Origin of the sequence: Pelotomaculum schinkii, assembly GCF_004369205.1 — a bacterium.
Classification (GTDB): domain Bacteria; phylum Bacillota; class Desulfotomaculia; order Desulfotomaculales; family Pelotomaculaceae; genus Pelotomaculum_C; species Pelotomaculum_C schinkii.
Map to the genome: position 1 here is coordinate 838,257 of NZ_QFGA01000002.1, position 18,306 is coordinate 856,562.

14 protein-coding genes are annotated in these 18,306 nt (G+C 45.0%); 6 read left to right on the top strand and 8 right to left on the bottom strand.

Going from position 1 to position 18,306, the window contains the following annotated elements:
- Positions 1-3 precede the first annotated feature (3 nt).
- The 5 genes from cas3 to cas6 are packed head-to-tail and all read right to left on the bottom strand — an operon-like array spanning position 4 to position 6,422.
- On the bottom strand, positions 4-2,274 hold the full coding sequence (gene cas3, locus Psch_RS14870; RefSeq protein ID WP_190258640.1) for a CRISPR-associated helicase Cas3': 2,271 nt from the start codon (positions 2,272-2,274) through the stop codon (positions 4-6).
- A gap of 11 nt (positions 2,275-2,285) precedes the next feature.
- The gene (cas5, locus tag Psch_RS14875; protein ID WP_190258641.1) at positions 2,286-3,062 is read right to left on the bottom strand and encodes a CRISPR-associated protein Cas5; all 777 of its coding nucleotides are present in this window, start codon (positions 3,060-3,062) and stop codon (positions 2,286-2,288) included.
- Positions 3,043-3,942 carry a type I-B CRISPR-associated protein Cas7/Cst2/DevR gene (cas7i, locus tag Psch_RS14880; RefSeq protein WP_190258642.1) on the bottom strand — a complete coding sequence of 300 codons (900 nt, stop codon included), beginning with the start codon at positions 3,940-3,942 and terminating at the stop codon, positions 3,043-3,045. Before cas7i ends, cas5 begins: the two co-directional genes overlap by 20 nt.
- A gap of 2 nt (positions 3,943-3,944) precedes the next feature.
- Positions 3,945-5,687 carry a type I-B CRISPR-associated protein Cas8b1/Cst1 gene (cas8a1, locus tag Psch_RS14885; protein WP_190258643.1) on the bottom strand — a complete coding sequence of 581 codons (1,743 nt, stop codon included), beginning with the start codon at positions 5,685-5,687 and terminating at the stop codon, positions 3,945-3,947.
- 12 nt (positions 5,688-5,699) lie between these two features.
- Positions 5,700-6,422, bottom strand: coding sequence for a CRISPR-associated endoribonuclease Cas6 (gene cas6, locus Psch_RS14890; RefSeq protein ID WP_190258644.1), 723 nt, complete (start codon positions 6,420-6,422; stop codon positions 5,700-5,702).
- A gap of 516 nt (positions 6,423-6,938) precedes the next feature.
- Here cas6 and typA point away from each other — a divergent pair.
- The gene (typA, locus tag Psch_RS14895) at positions 6,939-8,765 is read left to right on the top strand and encodes a translational GTPase TypA (protein ID WP_190258645.1); all 1,827 of its coding nucleotides are present in this window, start codon (positions 6,939-6,941) and stop codon (positions 8,763-8,765) included.
- A 212-nt stretch (positions 8,766-8,977) separates the two neighbouring features.
- On the opposite strand, the gene Psch_RS14900 is transcribed toward typA, so the two are convergent.
- Both Psch_RS14900 and Psch_RS14905 read right to left on the bottom strand, forming a co-directional pair.
- Positions 8,978-9,601: a 50S ribosomal protein L25 gene (locus Psch_RS14900; RefSeq protein WP_190258646.1), complete on the bottom strand. Its 624-nt coding sequence runs from the start codon at positions 9,599-9,601 to the stop codon at positions 8,978-8,980.
- Between the two features lie 172 nt (positions 9,602-9,773).
- On the bottom strand, positions 9,774-10,946 hold the full coding sequence (locus Psch_RS14905) for a putative sulfate/molybdate transporter (RefSeq protein ID WP_190258647.1): 1,173 nt from the start codon (positions 10,944-10,946) through the stop codon (positions 9,774-9,776).
- A 448-nt stretch (positions 10,947-11,394) separates the two neighbouring features.
- On the opposite strand from Psch_RS14905, the gene Psch_RS14910 reads away from it, so the two are divergent.
- The 5 genes from Psch_RS14910 to ald all read left to right on the top strand — a co-directional run bounded on the left by Psch_RS14910 (position 11,395) and on the right by ald (position 16,408).
- Positions 11,395-11,916: a hypothetical protein gene (locus tag Psch_RS14910; protein ID WP_134219977.1), complete on the top strand. Its 522-nt coding sequence runs from the start codon at positions 11,395-11,397 to the stop codon at positions 11,914-11,916.
- A gap of 44 nt (positions 11,917-11,960) precedes the next feature.
- Complete coding sequence (locus tag Psch_RS21725; protein WP_427910112.1) at positions 11,961-12,092, top strand: helix-turn-helix domain-containing protein; 132 nt, start codon at positions 11,961-11,963, stop codon at positions 12,090-12,092.
- Positions 12,093-12,280: 188 nt separating this feature from the next.
- Positions 12,281-13,195 carry an alpha/beta hydrolase gene (locus tag Psch_RS14920; protein ID WP_134219976.1) on the top strand — a complete coding sequence of 305 codons (915 nt, stop codon included), beginning with the start codon at positions 12,281-12,283 and terminating at the stop codon, positions 13,193-13,195.
- 109 nt (positions 13,196-13,304) lie between these two features.
- The gene (locus Psch_RS14925) at positions 13,305-14,894 is read left to right on the top strand and encodes a sigma 54-interacting transcriptional regulator (RefSeq protein ID WP_134219975.1); all 1,590 of its coding nucleotides are present in this window, start codon (positions 13,305-13,307) and stop codon (positions 14,892-14,894) included.
- A gap of 386 nt (positions 14,895-15,280) precedes the next feature.
- Positions 15,281-16,408 (top strand): alanine dehydrogenase, encoded by a 1,128-nt coding sequence (gene ald, locus Psch_RS14930; RefSeq protein WP_134219974.1) that lies wholly within the window; start codon positions 15,281-15,283, stop codon positions 16,406-16,408.
- 84 nt (positions 16,409-16,492) lie between these two features.
- Here the strand turns inward: ald and Psch_RS14935 are convergent, their stop codons facing one another.
- Complete coding sequence (locus tag Psch_RS14935) at positions 16,493-18,256, bottom strand: vanadium-dependent haloperoxidase (RefSeq protein ID WP_243124142.1); 1,764 nt, start codon at positions 18,254-18,256, stop codon at positions 16,493-16,495.
- Between the last annotated feature and the right edge of the window lie 50 nt (positions 18,257-18,306).

Genomic DNA, 18,306 nt, shown 5'->3' on the forward strand with positions numbered 1-18,306 from the left:
CACCTACAAACTATTATCAGGCTTAAATTTTCCCTTGACAAAGCCCACACCCAACAAACTCTCTTCATCAAACTCATACTCATTCATACTTCTAAAAATACCGCTATTTTGATAAATAATTTCAACGGCACCCTTGTCAACTCTTCTGTCGTTGCGGTAACTCAGACTTACGCTAACAGTATAGTCCTGTATATCACTTTTCAATTTAATTTTATCATGATTTGCAAGTCCGCTGTCTTTTTTTAGTCTCGCCTGCCACTCATCCAATTTATCAGCCACACCAAGCTGTTCATAGACTGCATCCGGCATCAGTGTAACGCTTAAAATTTCTCTGAACTCGTTTTGCACTCTTTCTTTTGACTTATCAAAGGGCTTGATGTTTTTAAGCACCTCCAGCTTTCTTACAATATCCTTATAATACCCGCTGTCAATAAGTTGCTTATTTTTATTCTCATCATAGATACTATCTACATATGCAAACTTTTCTTTTTCCTCAAATAATCTGTCCGCATAGGGCTTAAGCATCTCCCACGACACATCATATAAAACCCGGTCATAGATGCCTTTATTACTACCCGTTTGCCTCCCGTTCTTTGTATTGAACACAAAAACATTCGGCTTTTCCGGTACTGTCCTGCCCCGCCTGTTACACCTGCCAAGACGCTGAAGCAAACTGTCGCCGGTACACATCTCCGTGTATAGCACATCAAAATCAATATCCAGACTGGCTTCAACAAGCTGAGTCGTAATCCAGATACCCTTTTCATCATATTTGGAAAAGTTCATAATCGCCTCTTCCAGCATCTTACGATGACGCTTAATAAAAAGACTATGCAAGAGTCTTGCATTTTCGCCTTTTAACTGTCTATACAACTCCTGCGCTTTACCAACAGTATTGACTATCACCAGCACTTTTTTATCCTTGCCATCTCTTTTGATAGCCTCAAGATCAATCTCTCCATCGTAAAGCCTCATAAAATGCCTGGCCGGACTTTCAGGGAAGAAGGACTCCGACAAGGTAAAGTCAATCCCTTCATTCTTCATTAAATTTGTTATAATTGCGGGCATGGTGGCAGTTATAACAGCAAATCTACCGCCTGCGTCCTGTATTAGTTTCAAGCCGCATACCAACGCTGCAACAATATCACTGGAATACATTTGTATTTCATCAATAACGACCCTGGAGTATGCCAGCGTAGCAATCAATTGTTCGCCGCCATTATGTTTAAAAACAAAGGGAAATAACTGGTCTACTGTACACACGGTGAGGGGACTGGAGAAAAGACGGGATTGGCTGTATAAAACCATCGGGTCCGTATCCCCATCTTTGTCTGATTGGTCAATATACCTGGTTAAAGCATCCGAATGGAGCAGCCTTACATTTTTATAATTATAGTCTGAAGCTATCCGGTCATAGATCGCATTGATAGACACCTTAAGGGGAAGGGTATAAAAACCTTTGTCCTCACCAATCCATAAGAGGGCGCCTTCTGTTTTGCCTATCCCAGTAGAAGCCCTGACGACCAGGTTTTTATCACGATTATTCAGCATATATCTTTGGACTTGATTTAAATCTGCCTTAAATTCTTGAGCAAATCTAGCACGTATTTGCTTAGGCAGGTTTGTCCCGCCATCATTGTGTTTAATTTCAAAAGTATTTTCCTCCAGACCGCTGCTGGCGGCATAATCCAGCCTGTTCAGCATGCCTTTGATAATAGCATAAATCAGCCACTGCTCAGCCGATATGCGCTCCGGCTCCGGCATCCTGAGAATACCACTTTTTACGGGCACCAGATATTCCAGCAGCGTGAAATCCAGTTCTTTAACATTTCTTGTCAGGTCTTTTTCAATGACTTCATATATCAAAGTCTTATAGTTTTTAAATTCGTATACTAACTTTCTATCATGATGATAACAGACCGCCAGCCTGATAGCTTTGGTTATTGCCTCTCCAAACATCCTGTTCAGTTCCTGTATATCCATAAAGGCCAGGCTCAACACACCATGCGGTATCTGCTCTAGCTGATTTTCTTTATAGGCAGCTTTCAAAAGATCCGGCAGCAACGCTGTTTTATACATGGAGTTCTGAAATCTTGTATTGATTTTACCTAGATCGTGGTATAGGGCAGCCACTTTTATGGCAGCAGCTATCCTGCTGTCTATATTTACAAAGGCAGCAGGATAACAGCTTAAAAATCTACTGAGATGGTTAAGCAAATCCCTGGTATGCATTTCAATGGTAGTTTTGCCATCCGATTTAGCATAAAAGACCATCTAAAGACCCCCTAAATAATCAAAGCAACATCTCCTTCGCTGTCGACGGGAAGCAGGTTTTCAAGAGAGCTCCCCTGTGCCGCGTAGCAAGCTCTGATTGGCTTGTCCCACCTTCTCACACCAGTTTTGCTGTCAATTGCAAACACCTTATTCAGCTTAAAAAAAGTACCTTTTGGTCTTAAATCGTAATCCCATCTATCTAAATAAAGTTCCGGTATATATAAATCATGTTCCAATATAACATCATGATCCTGTTCCGTTATCTCAACAATTGCAATATCTTCTATACACAGCAAATCTTCATGCCTGCCCAGGGCAAGAAAGGTTTGCGGATACTTGATACCATTATATATCTCATCGATCCTGGCTTGTTCGTCAGGGCATATGTGCAAAATCAGCTTTAAACCTATTAGTGTCTCAACATAGCCCGTGCCTCTGTTGACACCGTATTTTTTCCAATCCTTTTTTCCCTTTGATACGATGGTTTTATTTACAGAATACAACCCGAAGGTTTGCCCGTTGTCTTCTATAACCAGGTTGTGCCGGCTGAGATCATTTTTATCAAAAGCCAGAAACTCATACCGGGTATACAAATCATTCACAACAGATTCATAGCTTCCCTGCACAGCAACCCGCATGGGTACATATTGCCGGTAACCGCACGCTGTATGCACCATGCCGATAACTGTTGAATAAGGCGGTAGCGGAAAGGATTCTTTAATCTGAAAGCTGGAAGGCTTGCGAAAATTTGCTGAACTTGCGTAAGCCTTAATTTTTACCGCTTTCATTGTAATACGCCTCAACTTTCTTGATCAGTGCATTGAACAGGCTGTTTATGTCAACCGGCGCAAGATCAGCTTTTATCTTAACGGAATTGTCCAGGATACCGTCTAATAACCCAATTAATGTATTTTCTTTGACATCCTCATCCTTTAACATTTCTTTGATGATATCAGTATCCAGACTGCATTTATTGAGCTTAAGTCTGCCCTCAAAATAAGGATTTTTCCTGTTGTAAACGCCCCCTATAGCAAATACCGGCGCCAGATTTTCCCTGCGGCCTTTAATATCCCGGTAAAGAAATTGGACGGTTTTTAGCAAGTCCACGACTCTTGCAGCTTTTATTTCATCCGGTATCTCTTCAGTCACTCCTCCTGCCTGGTCGGTATCTTTTCCCACACGGTCTAAATCAATTGTAATTGTATAGGCATAAAAGGATTTGTGTATCTCACTCTGAGAAATGCTGTTAACAAGGTTTTTTCCTCTTAAAGCAAGGCCCATATTTGTCAGATAATCCATTTCTGCATGATAAGTTTCAAGGGCTATTGCGTGACTTAGGCGTACTACTGCTGGACGGTTAATACCGTATTCGCCTTCCTCCGTTTTCATATAGCCAAATAAATCAATCTCTGGATAATCGGATATTCTAGTACTTGGAGCAAACTGAACAACCTTTTTGTCACCGCTTCCGGATCCTTCAACCGGCGTGTTATCCCAACCTAATTGGTTGATGATGTTATAACGCAATGCTTGTCTGGAGATATAGCTATAGACCCCACCGTCACCCCGGGAAATTTTTTTTAGCACCTGGATATTGCCAAAACCTTCGCCATAGTTTCCGCTTTGCGCCTCAAATATCATTGATAATGTTAATCCCTTTGACTTCATGTTTATTTAACCTCCTTACTATTTTCATCTGAATAACTATTTTTCTGTTTATCCGCGCTATACTCTTCTGCTGTACCTTTCAAGCCTAAAACATAGGCATATCCCAGACTTTTAAAAGCTTCTTCATTATTAAGCATTTTCATAAACAAATTGGGGATCGGCTCACCCATACCTATATATATACGGCTTACGATATTTAAGAAGCCATTACAATCTCCCACTTGTAACGCATTTAGCAACTGATAGGCAAATCCTCTAAGTTTATTGTCTGCACTATCCTTTTTGGTGTCACTTTTGTCTTTATTTTCAAATTTTTTCCTTAAGCGTATTCCATCCTGTGAAACTGCAAAGAGCATCCCATCAGAAACCATAGCGCTTCCCCCTTTTATATATTTTTTTGAAACTAATTGAACTTTAAGTAGTTGCCGGACATATCCTACGTTTTCCCCATCGGAAAATCCCTTGCGTAATGCCATATTAATAATGCCATACTGGTAATATCCATTAATCAAATTTCGAATACATTCCTGAAAAACGTACAATCGATCTTTACTTGAGTCCTTTTTTGAATTTTTGTTTGAATTTCTCTTTGATTTTTTTTTGTTGGAAATGGTTAAATAGGCTTTCGTTAACCTCTCCAACTCCTTTCCACATTCTTTTATTACCTTAAGGTGTGTCCTAGACAGCAAGTTAATGTCATAGTGACCATCCCGTCGTTTAATAATGACCTGTATATTGCTCAATTCATATTTTTGCTTCTGTCGTAATTGCTCATTTATAATCCTGTTAATCAACCGGTATGTCAGCCTGCCGATGTTTTCCTTCTCAGCCTCATGATCAATGTCACTCTTTGCACTAATATTGTCTCTTTGAAGCGCTTCAATACTTTCACTATTGTTAATAAATACACACTCATCATTATAATCTGAATAGGAAAAACCTAGAGGCGTACAGGAATAAATAAAGGCACAGAGAGGACATAAATAGGAATCAGGTTTAAAGTTCCAGAAATATGAGTATTTCCTCTTATGATCCACCCCCATATCATTTAACCATGACAAACCTTTTGAGAGAGAGGTGGGAAGGGATATTCCGCATTCAATGCAGTAATCTTTTGCTTTATACGACTTACTAATCCAGTTTTTCAGCGGCTTGATAAATACATTACGATGGGTGTCAATCATATCTTTTATTTTGTAATGAGGTAACAGAAAAGAAATATTGTTCCATATCTTAGATACTTTGATTTCTGCAATATCTTTAAAACAAAATATCTCCGGGAATTTTAAAATGTAATCTGTAATTTCAATAGCCATTTTTATTTTTTCATCATCATTTTCCATCTCATTGATTGCTTTTAAACCTTCCAACGGGTTATATTGAACACCTTTTTGTTTAGCAATCTCAAAGCCGGACTTATATCTTTTGTTTTGCAGATATGTTTTAAGCTCCTGCATTAACTTTTCCAGAGAATCGTCATCTATTGAGCTGTTTTTCAGCTGGTCATTCATATTAACAATACGCTGGTAAACAGTTCCATCCTGAAATCTTTCCCGTAAAGCCTCATAATACATAACGGCCAAATCAATATTATCATCTAAAAACAATGCTTTACCGATATACAAATCGGAGCCCTTTATCTCATAGTAATGGCTGCATTTCCCCTTATCTAAAACCGCGATAAAGCCCAAAATGCCCGCATTATACAGAAAATTTTGCAGACCTACCCTGAGAAAGTCATTCATCCTTCCACCTCCTTACATTAAACTGAACATCCCAAACCCTTCTCCCCGCCGTGACCCCATTCCACAGTCATAAAGATATTTCAAGAGCCGCTTGTCCCCTTTGAGCCTAAACTTGCCCAGGCTTGCCGGAATTCTTGAGCCGAAAGCCTTAACCAGCACAAATTTGCAGGCAACAGACTCAACCTCCAGTTCATCAACCATGGTTTCTGTTAAAAGTTCGTGCCCTTCTAGATCATTTTTAATAATAGCTTTCAGGCAGGAAAGAAATTTTTCATCAGAATGGATATAATAGTTGTCCTTATTGGTTTCCCTAATATGTTCCCTGACGACCAGAGGACTAGCCAATGAAATTAACATCTCTTCTAAAGTAATAGTAATTTCATTTTCTAAGAAAATCTTTGAGAGCTTCATCACATTCTCGTGTTTTACTGGAAATGATATGTTTTTCTGCCTTAGAAAAGCATTATAAAACCTCAGGAAAATTCCGTAATCAGCAGTTGAAAGAAGAACATCAAATTTTGGCTCCTCCAATAAGACGGAATTCTCCATATACTTAGCCCGGTATAGCTGGACAGAAAAAGTAAAGCGTTTTGTTTTTAAGCTACTTACATACATTTCCTGGTAAAATTTATTATCACTTTCTTCTAATGACTTCTTTATAAAGCTTAAAAACATTCTCCGGTAATCCAAATCAAGGGTACAATTCTGCAATTCGTATTGCAGCTTCATTCTCATACTCATCCCTCCTCCGCTTAGCCAAAATGGTTCAATAATATATTTCTCTTTTAGACGCTAACAATGATTATTTGCTATACAAACACCTCTTTTACTAATTAATAAAAATGATGACTCTTTATTATGATAGGAAATTATCTTGTCACAGTTAGCAGAGCCTGGGCCATGCTGCCGTATCGACCATATGTCGCTCCAGCGGATGATAAGTTTAGATTTATCCCAGAGTTGAGAAGACAAATTATAATCCAGGTATGTTTCCCAATTATCTACCAATAAACCTATTATATCACAGCAATTATCGCATTTTGCCTTTGCTGCCACAATATTACCAGAATTGCAGGACAGCCTTCTGTCAGTAATCGAGGAGAATGAGAAAAATATTTTAACCACGTTTCCTAATAGCACACTTGTACCTTTCAAAAACTATATGTTATTCAACTAATCACTCCCTCTATAGTTGTGGTCATTCCGCAAACCTGATATACTTATAGGGTTTGGAAGGAGGATTTAACTTAAATGTCTGGCAACAATATGTTCAGAAATATCGCCATTATAGCCCACGTCGATCACGGCAAGACCACCCTGGTGGACGCCCTGCTCAAACAGAGCGGTATCTTCAGGGAAAACCAGCACGTGGCCGAGAGGGTCATGGATTCCAACGACCTGGAAAAGGAACGCGGCATCACTATCCTGGCCAAAAACACCTCGGTGCGTTACGGCGATATCAAGATTAATATAGTGGATACCCCGGGTCACTCCGACTTCGGAGGAGAGGTTGAGCGGGTTCTAAAAATGGTTGACGGCGTTCTGCTGCTGGTAGACGCCTTTGACGGCGCCATGCCCCAGACCCGGTTTGTTTTACGCAAAGCTATGCAGCTAAACTTAAAGCCCATTGTGGTCATCAACAAGATCGACCGGGAAGGCGCCCGCATATCAGAGGTGGTGGATGAGGTGCTGGACCTGTTCATCGACCTGGGAGCAGGCGACGAACATTTGGACTTTCCCCTTTTTTACACTTCGGCCAAGGAAGGAACGGCCACCACTGACCCTGCCGTACCGGGGCAAAACATGCAGCCGCTGTTCGAGGGGATCATCAAATACATTCCCGCTCCGGCCGGAGATGACGATGGACCGTTGCAGCTTTTAATAAACAACACCGAGTATGACAACTTCGTGGGACGGATGGGCATCGGCTGCGTCAAACGCGGTAAAATCGCAACCGGCCAGCAGGTAAATATTTTTGACCACGACGGCAACATGCGCCAGGGCCGTATCGGTACGCTCTACGCTTATGAAGGGTTGGAAAGAGTAACGGTTTCAGAGGCTGTCTGCGGTGAGATTGTGGCTTTTTCCGGCCTGGAAGATATCAAGATCGGCGAAACAGTGGCCGATAAGGACCAGCCGGAACAGTTGGAGCCCATCACCGTGGATGAACCGACCCTGAAGATGAGCTTCATGGTCAACGACAGTCCTTTCGCCGGCAAGGAAGGCAAATATTTAACCTCACGCCATCTGAGAGCCCGGCTCTTTAAAGAGATGGAGAAGAACGTAAGCCTCCGGGTGGAGGAAACCGGAAGCACGGACGTCTTCGAGGTGTGCGGACGAGGTGAACTGCACCTGTCGATCCTGATTGAGACGATGCGGCGGGAAGGTTTTGAACTGCAGGTGTCGAAACCGGAGGTCATCTTCAGGTGGGAAGCGGGCCAGAAGATGGAACCCATGGAGCTCCTGATGGTGGATATCCCTGAGGAAAAAATGGGCCCGGTTATGGAAATCGCCGGGGCCAGGAAAGGGGAAATGCTTAACATGACCTCCCTTGGCCCGGACCAGCTCCGGCTGGAATTCAAGATACCGGCGCGGGGCTTAATCGGCTTCCGCTCGCAGCTGCTGACCGAGACCAGGGGCCACGGGGTGATGAGCCATATCTTCATGGGTTATGAGCCCTACAAAGGGGACATCCGGGGGCGCTACCAGGGCGTGCTGATCGCCTTTGAATCCGGTGAGGCCAACACTTACGGCCTGCACAACGTACAGGACCGCGGCATACTGTTTATTACGCCCGGCACCAAGGTTTACGAGGGCATGGTTGTAGGGGAGCATTCCCGCGAACAGGACTTGGAGGTCAACGTCTGCAAGAAAAAGCACCTGACCAACATGCGCTCCAGCACCGCCGAGACCGCCCTGCGCCTGGAGGAGTCCCTGAATTTCAGCCTGGAAGAAGCTCTGGAATACATCGGCACGGACGAACTGTTGGAAGTAACCCCGCAAAGCCTGCGCATGCGCAAGCGGATACTGAGCAAGCACGACCGCAAACGAAACCAGGCAAACTTCCAGTCCGCGTAAAGCGGCGCTACTATAAAACAGGGATATAAATGAGAACCCTTCATCCAACCGGAAGAAGGGTTTTTCATGCCCACGCTAGTACATATCTAATAGTGCTGCAATTCTATGAAGTCATAAGACAAGTCCGCTTGTTGGCCAAAAGGAAGCGCCGGTGGCATGTTGCCGCCGGCGCTTCCCTGTAAAATACTTTATTTTTAAAAGGCAGCCTGTGCCTATTCATCCTTCTCCTTGGATTCTTCTCCTTCTTCCTTGGCCTCCTCTTCAACGTCGGCGGCACGTGTTGTATAGATTGCAACTACATGGGCGTGCCCTTCTCCGGTTGCCTTCACACCGTTCGGCAAAACCAGGTCCGCCAGGGTAATTTCTTGTCCGATATCCAGGTTGGAGATATCGACCGTGATCGCGTCGGGAATGTTTGAGGCGAGGCATTCCACCTCGACCCCCCGCATCGGTTGGGCCAGGATGCCGCCTTTAGAAACCCCCGGCGCGGAGCCGGCCAGGTGAACGGGAACGGTGGCGGTCACCATGTCTTTTAATGAAACCTGGTGGAAATCGGCGTGGATCAAGGTACCGCGCAGCGCATCGCGCTGTACCGATTTAACCAGTACCTGATGGTCTTCAGTTGCCCCGTCCCGCTTTACGTTCATGTGGATCAGGGCGTTTGAACCGGCCTGGCCCAGGATTTTCTGCAGCTCATTGGTATTGACCGCTATAGCCATGCTCTTCATGCTTTTCCCATAGATTACCGCCGGGATAAAACCGTTTTTACGCAAGTTGTGTTTATGAAACTTATTTTTTTCCAATCTAACCTGTGCGTCCAATTTAATTGCTTCCATTTTTCTCACGACTCCCTTCTGTCCATTATCCCCTCTTTCCGACATGTTTTGTCAAGGCGTACCATTTCCCATAACTTGCGTTATACTGCTGTAATATGCCGTCTGGCTACTTATACACCGGCATAATCTATTTTTAAAGCCCTCCGGGCTCTGGAGGGCTTAAGCAGCTTGATCATACTTTGAAAATTTTCCTTTTTAACAATTCCTGCATTAAGACACCCGCGAGAAACCCGGCGCCCATGTTCCAAATTGCAAAACCTGCCGTGACCAGCAAAATGTAATAGTCTTCTCTTTCCCGCCCTACATCACGGGCAGAGACCGCTAACTCCAGTCCGGCAAAAAATAAAATTACACCAAGTACACTTAAGGGAAAGAACTTTAGAATCACGAGAAAAGAACTGCTGAAAAATACTCCGGCAACAAGCAGCAATGTTCCCAGAATTACCAGGGCGCCTCCGGTATGAGCGCCAAAACGCACGTGACCGGCCATTCCCCCGGCGCCGTGACACATGGGAATACCACCGAATAAGGGAGAAATAAGGTTCATAATCCCCGTTGAAATAGCCATTTTTCTTTCTGTGATAGGGCGTTGGGGAAACAGCCTGTTATTCTCGGCGGTAATGGCAATGACAGCATTACCTAAAGTTAAAGGGATCTGGGGGATGCCAAGTATAAGTGTGCCTTTTATAAAGTCCTGCCAGGAAACTTGTGTCAACGCCAGGTGGGGCAACGAAAAATTAACGTGCATAGCAGCCAGCTCATTGATAATGCCGGGCGTTTTAATTATAGCCGCCGCCACTCCAAAAACTATTAAGGCAAACATGGCAGGTATACGTCTACTGGTTAACAATAAAAAAGTCATAAATAAAGCTATTAAAGCAATGAAGAAATCCGATTGCATCATCCGGATTCCTTCCATGATAAAGGACAGGCCCAAACCCAGAACTATACCCCTAACCAATGGTTTTGTTGTTATTCTGGATATAACATCAAGAACACCTGTAAGACCCATGGTCAGCCAGAAGAAACCGGTAAACAGGCCTGCCCCCCATAGCATACCCGGCGTTATCGAAGCAGCCTGGGTTATCACTGCGCCGCCAATGGCTTTCATTGGTTGAATAGGGATTGGTGTTCGATAATAAAAGCCTGATAGAATTAAAAGCATTCCAAACGTAAATAGAACACCAAGCGGGTCAAGTTTCATAACCGTTATATAGCCGACCACAAAGGGGATTAATGTGCCCAGGTCACCAAAGGCGCCGGCCCATTCTGAACGGTCAAAGCGGTTGCGCAGCGGTTGGGCTAAGCTTGATACTGTTTCTGAACTGACGTTATTGGCCAACATTCCGATAGCTCCTCTAGTTGCAGCCATGTGTTATGATACTTTTTAATTATATCAGAATTTGATTAAAATTACCTATAATAGCATTGTTTTATTATCCACATCAACATATCCAGTCACAACTTCACAATTAAACAACTCTTTCAGCGAACGGGCTAATTCATCGCGCGCTGAGATGACTTCTTCATAATTACCGTCGGTAAAACCATCTATTGGAAAGAAAATGTTCGTACTTTTTTCCGTCTTATCAATAATAAATTAACAACCACTGCTTTTCAAGCTAAAAGAGCTAGTCTCCAAAGAGCTAATCAAAAGACATATGATTTATATTGATTATTAGGCAATGGTGCAGTTGAAAATTTTATTACAGTTAAGAAAGGCGTTGACGCCCGAAAACGGGTATGATACTATAGCTGAGTAGCCCGAATACGGGTAAAAAGGAGCATGTCAAATGGAAAAAATTAACTGGCTGGAGATTATTGAAGAAGAAAGTGACAACATTCTTGACGCCCTAACCGCAGTTTATGATGAAGCCTGTTGTTTGAATGCAAACAGCGAAATCTGTCAGGTGCTTAAAATGAACAGCGATGGCACCCTTATTCATCACACCAGCACTGCAGACAACACCTCCAGCGCTGTTTGGAACGGCAATGCGATTGAGCTCGCCAGGATGGCCTGGTTCAATCCTTTGGACTTCACAGACGAAGCGGAAGTAATCTCATCATACCTGACAAAAGAGGAACTGCAAGACTTCACACGGTATCTGGATGGTGAAAACCTTACCCTCCATAAATTACGGCAGTGGAATTTTTACATTGCCGACAGGCTTGAGAAGAAATACACGGAAAAATATGCTGCCGACAACGCGCCTGCCTGGGCTGACAAAGTTATGCAGGAATTACTAAAACATGCCAGCGAATATGGCCGTGCAGAAACACAGAAAGTAGAATTGGCCGACTTGGGAAAGTCCTGACCTCCCCTGAAGCGGCCCGGCTATGGAGACTGCACCCGGACAGCCTGAAAAAGGCCTGCCAGCAAGGAAGAATTACCGCCCGTAAAAGCGGCGGTACCTGGCTTGTGTCCAGAACTGCTATGGAAAGAATATATGGGACATGGCCTACTGAAAAGGCAGAAGAAATTGAAGAATAATAATAGAAAAAACCTTCAGTGTCCATGCGCTGTGGTGGCTTATGGTATATATCAAGAATATATACCATTTTATTTTAAGGGTAATGAGATTGCCCCTGGGGCTTTATTTTAGCAGTGCCCGGGATTATAGTTAGATATATAAGCTTTGTCCTGACGGCTTGTTAAGAAAAGTATTTTGGAGGAAAGTTATGTCAGCTATAAAAGAACGTTATATAAAAGCAATGAGAAAAATGGACCCTTCAATAAATACGGTTGAACAGATCCGCCATGAACTATCTTTAAAACAACAGGCGGAACTCCCCCCCGGCACTATCGTTGAGCAAGTTATGGTGGCGAATTTACCCGGCGAGTGGATTAAGGCGGCGAATGTTCCTGAAGGCGGCAAACAGGTGATTCTATATTTCCACGGCGGTGGTTTATATTGTGGCGACTGTGCTACTTATCGTAATTTAGCAGCTTTTATTTCAAGAGCCAGTGGTGTTAGAGTTTTATTAGTTGAATACCGTCTGGCGCCGGAGCACAAGTATCCTGCCGCTAATGACGATTGTCTGGCAGCCTACCGGTGGCTGCTCGAAAACGGCATCCCGGCTAAGGATATTATCATAGGCGGGGATTCTGCAGGCGGCGCCCTAACAGTTATGACCTTGCTTTCGTTACGCGATGCAGGCGCTCCACTGCCGGCAGCCGCATTTATGTTTTCTCCGTGGACAGACCTGGTCAACTTTGATGGTGAATCCTATACCAGTCGCGCAGAATTAGATCCGGTAACCCACCTTAAAGGCTCACAAATGGCGGCAAGCTTCTATATCGATCACTTAACTGTTAAACCACCTATTTTATCACCAATAAACCAGGACCTGTCCGGATTGCCCGCGTTATTTATTCAGGTTGGCGACCATGAGGCATTATTGAGCGATTCCACCAGATTGGCCGAGCGCGCAAAAAAAGACGGTGTTGATGTTACATTGGAAATATGGGACAATATGTGGCACGTATTTCAAAGCCTTGCTGCAGTTTTGTCCGAGGCTAAACAGGCTATTGATAATGTTGGCAGGTGGGTGCAAAAACGTTTCGATACCCATACCGGCAGCGTAATAGGATAACTGGAACATATTCCCTGTTGGTTTTGCAATGTGTACGGTTTCAGTTGAAGGTCAAACTGTTGAGAGTATAGAATTTTTTCTTAACGTCCTGTGGTGAGGTGGGAAAACAATGGATAACCCCCGGCTGTGGATCAGCTTTGAAGACAGGGTAGGCTTTGTATTCGACATATCCAGGGTTATCTTTGCCTGGCGCTTGAATATTGTGTCCATTGAAATCACCCGTTCAGGCAGTCTTTATGTTCATATTGAGAAGATCGAAACCAGCGAACTGGCAGGATTAATGAATGAATTAAACGGAATTCCGGGGGTTTTAGAGATATACCGGGTACCCATGATGCCTTCGGAGGAAAGAGAAAAAAAGCTCCAGGCGATCCTGGACACGGTAAGCGAAGGGATCCTGTCGGTGGATGCAGATGGGATAATCACCAGTATCAATCCGGTGGCAGAAGAAATCTTCCGGTATACTGCCGCTGAACTTCTTGGGAGAAACATCGCCGGGGTTTTGTCTTCTGAAGTACCAATTTTGCGCTGCCTCAAGGACGGTAAACCATATAATCACCTGGAAATCAGCATCAACACCCCAAAAGGTCGCCTGAACTTTCTCAGCACGGCCAGGCCTTTAAAGGACGACGGTGAAAATATTATCGGCGCGGTAGCCTGTATTAAAGACATGTCCGATGTCAAGCAGTTAGTCTATTCCATGACTAAGCCTGCTATGACCACCTTTGATGACATTCTCGGAGTAAGTTTACCTCTCAAGGAAGCCTTAACTCTATCCCGGAAGGTAGCGCAAGGTAATTCCACAGTTTTGATTCGGGGTGAAAGCGGCACCGGGAAAGAATTATTTGCCCGCGCTATTCACATGGCCAGCAGCCGGCGGAATAAACCCTTCGTGCCGGTAAATTGCGCCGCCCTGCCTGATAGCCTGCTGGAAAGCGAACTGTTTGGTTATGTTGAGGGGGCCTTTACCGGGGCACAAAAGCAAGGTAAATTAGGACTATTTGAATTCGCCAACAACGGTACCATCTTGTTGGATGAAATCGGGGAAATGTCAACCCACCTGCAGGCTAAATTACTCCGGGTCTTACAGGAAGGACGGGTACGGCGGATCGGCGACAGGGTGGAGAACACCGTCAACGTCCGGGTGATTGCAGCAACCAACCGTAATCTGGAGAATATGATCACAAACGGGGATTTCCGGGAGGACCTGTACTACCGCCTTAATGTAGTGCCTGTTCATATTCCCCCATTACGCCGGCGCAAAGAAGATATACCAATTTTAACCGACAACCTGATCCAAAAATTCAACCACCGTTTAGGTAAAAACATAAAAAAAATTTCCAGCGCTGCTATGGATAAACTGAATAAATATAATTGGCCTGGAAACGTGAGGGAATTGGAGAATATCCTGGAGCGGGCGATGATTTTGGCGCAGGATATGGAAATCAAACCTGAACAAATCATTTTAGACCGCACTTATGCTGGTGAGAAAGAGGACGTTTCTCCGGCCCACTTCCCGGGGAATGATGAGAACAGTGACACCCTTAACACCGCTGTGGATGGCTTTGAAAAGCAATTTATTGAACAAGCTCTTCTGAAATATGGGAGTATCCGGCATACAGCTAAAGTCCTGGGGGTTTCCCATACAACTATAATGAATAAAATAAAAAAGTATGGACTTAAGGTAACTCCTATATAAAAATCCCTCTGGCAACTTTATTTGCCATGGCAAATAAAGTTGCCATGGCAAATAAACAGGAAAAAAGAACGTTCTCCTGAGAGTGTCACGATATGTTGCCACATAGGAGTTCGGCAAGCATATGCTGCAACAACCTCAAGCAATATAGTTTGGGGTTTTTTGTTGTCTCTATGTAACTGGTACCGTTTTTGCAAAATAAAATGTAACTGAGCATATATATCGAAGCACGAATGCAAGATGAATTATCAATGTGGGTACGATATCAATCACTAAAAACTGATTAGTAGTTAAAGGGCTTATGATATCCTACATTCCTGTAGGGTTATGCGCGAATGAATTAGCACCCATTATAAGGATAGTACTGGAGAACAAAGGAGGTTGGCAACATGATTATCGGAGTACCCAAGGAAATTAAAAACAATGAAAACAGGGTAGCCATTACCCCTGCCGGTGTAGCAGCTTTTGTAAAGGCCGGCCACCAGGTGTTGATTCAGGATCAGGCGGGAACCGGCAGCGGAATCAGCAATGAGGAGTATATTAAAGCCGGTGCAGAAATTGTTGCAACTGCCAAAGAGGTTTTTGCCGGGGCTGACATGATTATGAAGGTTAAAGAGCCGCAACCCCCGGAATACAATCTTTTTAAGGAAGGGCAAGTACTCTTCACCTACCTGCACCTGGCTCCCGAACCTGAGGTAGCCAGGGCTCTGTTGGACAGAAAAGTAGTAGGTATCGCTTATGAAACCATCCAACTGGACAACGGCTCTTTACCGTTGCTTACTCCCATGAGTGAAGTCGCCGGACGGATGGCGATACAGATTGGCGCTCATTATTTAGAGAAGCATTCGGAAGGGAAAGGAATTCTGTTAGGCGGGGTTCCCGGAGTGCCTGCCGCCGATGTAGTTATCATCGGCGGCGGCGTGGTAGGTATCAATGCAATCAAAATAGCTGTTGGTATGGGCGCTCAGGTTACCGTCATAGATAAATCCGCTGAACGGCTAAGCTACCTGGACGATATTTTCGGCGGAAGGATTACGACCCTGATTTCCAATAGCTACAATATTGAGAGAGCTGTCAGATATGCCGATCTCCTGGTAGCGGCTGTTTTGGTCCCTGGGGCCAGGGCGCCACATATAGTGACTGAAGAAATGGTTAAGCAAATGAAGCCCGGTTCGGTGATCGTGGACATAGCAATTGACCAGGGCGGCTCTGTTGAAACGATTGACAGGGAAACAACACATGACGACCCCGTCTTTATCAAGCACGGAGTTATCCATTATGCCGTCGCCAACATGCCGGGCGCTGTAGCGCGGACCTCCACTTACGCGTTGACCAACGCCACCCTGAGCTATGCTTTAGAAATAGCCGGCAAGGGCTACCTGAGAGCGATTAAAGAAAATCAGGCCTTGGCCCTCGGTGTCAATGTCATCCACGGGATGTTAACTTGTAAAGCAGTTGCAGAGGCTTTGCATCTGGAGTATACACCTTTGGCACAGATTATAGATTCAGCCCGTTGAATAATCGAATAGAGAGTCAGTGCAAACGAGTCAGGGGACGGTCCCCTGACTCGTTTTTTGGCCGTTTGGCTCCCGGCCCATTACTTAGATTATTATGGTGGTCCCGTCAAACTTGGTGAATGAAAATCCGATAAAATCCTCATTGTAGGTATCCCTGTAATCCTGCAGAATCCTGATCGCCACTGTTTCACCCAGCTTGAGGCCCTCGCTCCCGTCGGTACGCCAGTGTATGCCTGCGAAGTCACGGCCCATGGCAATATTGACGGCCAGCTTGTTCAATTCCCCGCCTACTGTTAAAGGCGGTCCCTCGTAAGGAAGCAGGGAGAGGCCGTCCGGGCCGGCTACAACCGGATTGGGCAGTACAAAGGACTCCTTGAAGAATGCCTTTAGCATCGTCACCCCGGCCCCGATATAAGTGGCGTGGCCGGAAGGATAAGCCGGATGAGTTGGACAGCCTTCCGGATAGGCCTGTGGCAGCAGGTAGACGCCATACTTGTTGAAAACCTCGGAAACCGCCTGGGAATTGAGCAGTTCCGGGTTAATCGGATAGCAGGCGGCGCCTGTCAGTCGGTTTTGCACACTGCCCCCGAATTCTTCGGGCCGGAGCCGGCGGTGCACCAGGAATTTCTGGAACCAGGCGGCCTCCAGCGCTACCCGCGACACCCGGATCACAAAATCCAGAATATGCGGGGCGCCGAAAGTGCTGAATCCAACCTGGGTATCAGAATGCAGATAAGGGTTGGTTGGGGCCAGGGCATTCACTCCTAATCCGAGCAGGATTAAGCAAGCAGAAAGTGTAGCCTCACAGGAGAAATCCTTGTGCAGATATTCTCCCATATCGCGGCCATTGCGGATATAACGGGGCGTGCCCTCATATTGAATCGCTGCAGCCGGCGGCAGACCGTTCTGGATGTTCAACCATTCCGCATACGTGGTCATGTAGTCCACACCGGCCACAGGAACTTGATAGCGCTGGGTGATGCTCGTAGCCCCGTAGGGAATGTTTTTCCACAGAAACTGAGAAACATAAGGCCCCACCAGGTCTCCGGGGATATCCATGCGAAACAGGGTTCCCGGAGTTACCAAACCACCTGCTTTTGGTCCCCTAAAATCTGAAAATCCCGATAAATCAGAAGCAGCCGCCAGTGTCAGCGGATTGGTGTCGTAGTCTGTAAAAGGCACATCACGGGTTAAGGCCTGCCAGTAAACTTCAGCCATCTCACCGGCTTCCCAGGCGCTGCTGAAAGCCGGCGGTGGAACCGTTCCCAAGTGATGGGAATCAGGTCCCGCCATCTCATAAGCATAAGCGGCCTGAGGATTGGTAAGCTTGACCACGCCTCCCAAGGGTATGGTTGCAAAATCCGCCGGGTCTCCGGTGGTTAATGTCTCAATATAGGCTTGATAGGCATTGAGGTTAACCTCACCCAGATGATTGTGCGGTAAGGCCTTAGAATAGTTGCCAATCTTATTTACATATAGCAATTCATCACCATTACACGGATGGCCTGGAAGTGGAAGATCCCTTTCAAATCCAGCTGCATTGAGACGAACTTGGTAGGCAGATTGACGGCGCTGCCGGGTATTTTCCGGCCCAATATCACACGAATCCCCCAGGTTTAAGTTCAAGTCTGCTGTATCTCCCTGACAAGCCTTTTTTTTATTGGAAAATACATGTGGAAGATTTTTTTCAAATTCAGCTGCATTCAGATGAACTTGACACTCCTTTTGACAACGTTTCCGCACACTAACCGGCTCAAGCTCACACGGTTCCTCCATGTTTAACTGCAAATCTGCCGCGGCCCCCTGATTAACCTCTTTTTTCTCAGGCAACAAAATATCACCGCTCATTTTGGCCTCACTCCAGATTCCATATTATTTTAATTTAGCCATAATTTATA

What these genes read in the sequence shown, in the direction of transcription:
- cas3 (WP_190258640.1), bottom strand. Translation starts at nt 2,274, where the DNA reads ATGGTCTTTTATGCTAAATCGGATGGCAAAACTACCATTGAAATGCAT.
- cas5 (WP_190258641.1), bottom strand. Translation starts at nt 3,062, where the DNA reads ATGAAAGCGGTAAAAATTAAGGCTTACGCAAGTTCAGCAAATTTTCGC.
- cas7i (WP_190258642.1), bottom strand. Translation starts at nt 3,942, where the DNA reads ATGAAGTCAAAGGGATTAACATTATCAATGATATTTGAGGCGCAAAGC.
- cas8a1 (WP_190258643.1), bottom strand. Translation starts at nt 5,687, where the DNA reads ATGAATGACTTTCTCAGGGTAGGTCTGCAAAATTTTCTGTATAATGCG.
- cas6 (WP_190258644.1), bottom strand. Translation starts at nt 6,422, where the DNA reads ATGAGAATGAAGCTGCAATACGAATTGCAGAATTGTACCCTTGATTTG.
- typA (WP_190258645.1), top strand. Translation starts at nt 6,939, where the DNA reads ATGTCTGGCAACAATATGTTCAGAAATATCGCCATTATAGCCCACGTC.
- Psch_RS14900 (WP_190258646.1), bottom strand. Translation starts at nt 9,601, where the DNA reads ATGGAAGCAATTAAATTGGACGCACAGGTTAGATTGGAAAAAAATAAG.
- Psch_RS14905 (WP_190258647.1), bottom strand. Translation starts at nt 10,946, where the DNA reads ATGTTGGCCAATAACGTCAGTTCAGAAACAGTATCAAGCTTAGCCCAA.
- Psch_RS14910 (WP_134219977.1), top strand. Translation starts at nt 11,395, where the DNA reads ATGGAAAAAATTAACTGGCTGGAGATTATTGAAGAAGAAAGTGACAAC.
- Psch_RS14920 (WP_134219976.1), top strand. Translation starts at nt 12,281, where the DNA reads ATGTCAGCTATAAAAGAACGTTATATAAAAGCAATGAGAAAAATGGAC.
- Psch_RS14925 (WP_134219975.1), top strand. Translation starts at nt 13,305, where the DNA reads ATGGATAACCCCCGGCTGTGGATCAGCTTTGAAGACAGGGTAGGCTTT.
- ald (WP_134219974.1), top strand. Translation starts at nt 15,281, where the DNA reads ATGATTATCGGAGTACCCAAGGAAATTAAAAACAATGAAAACAGGGTA.
- Psch_RS14935 (WP_243124142.1), bottom strand. Translation starts at nt 18,256, where the DNA reads ATGAGCGGTGATATTTTGTTGCCTGAGAAAAAAGAGGTTAATCAGGGG.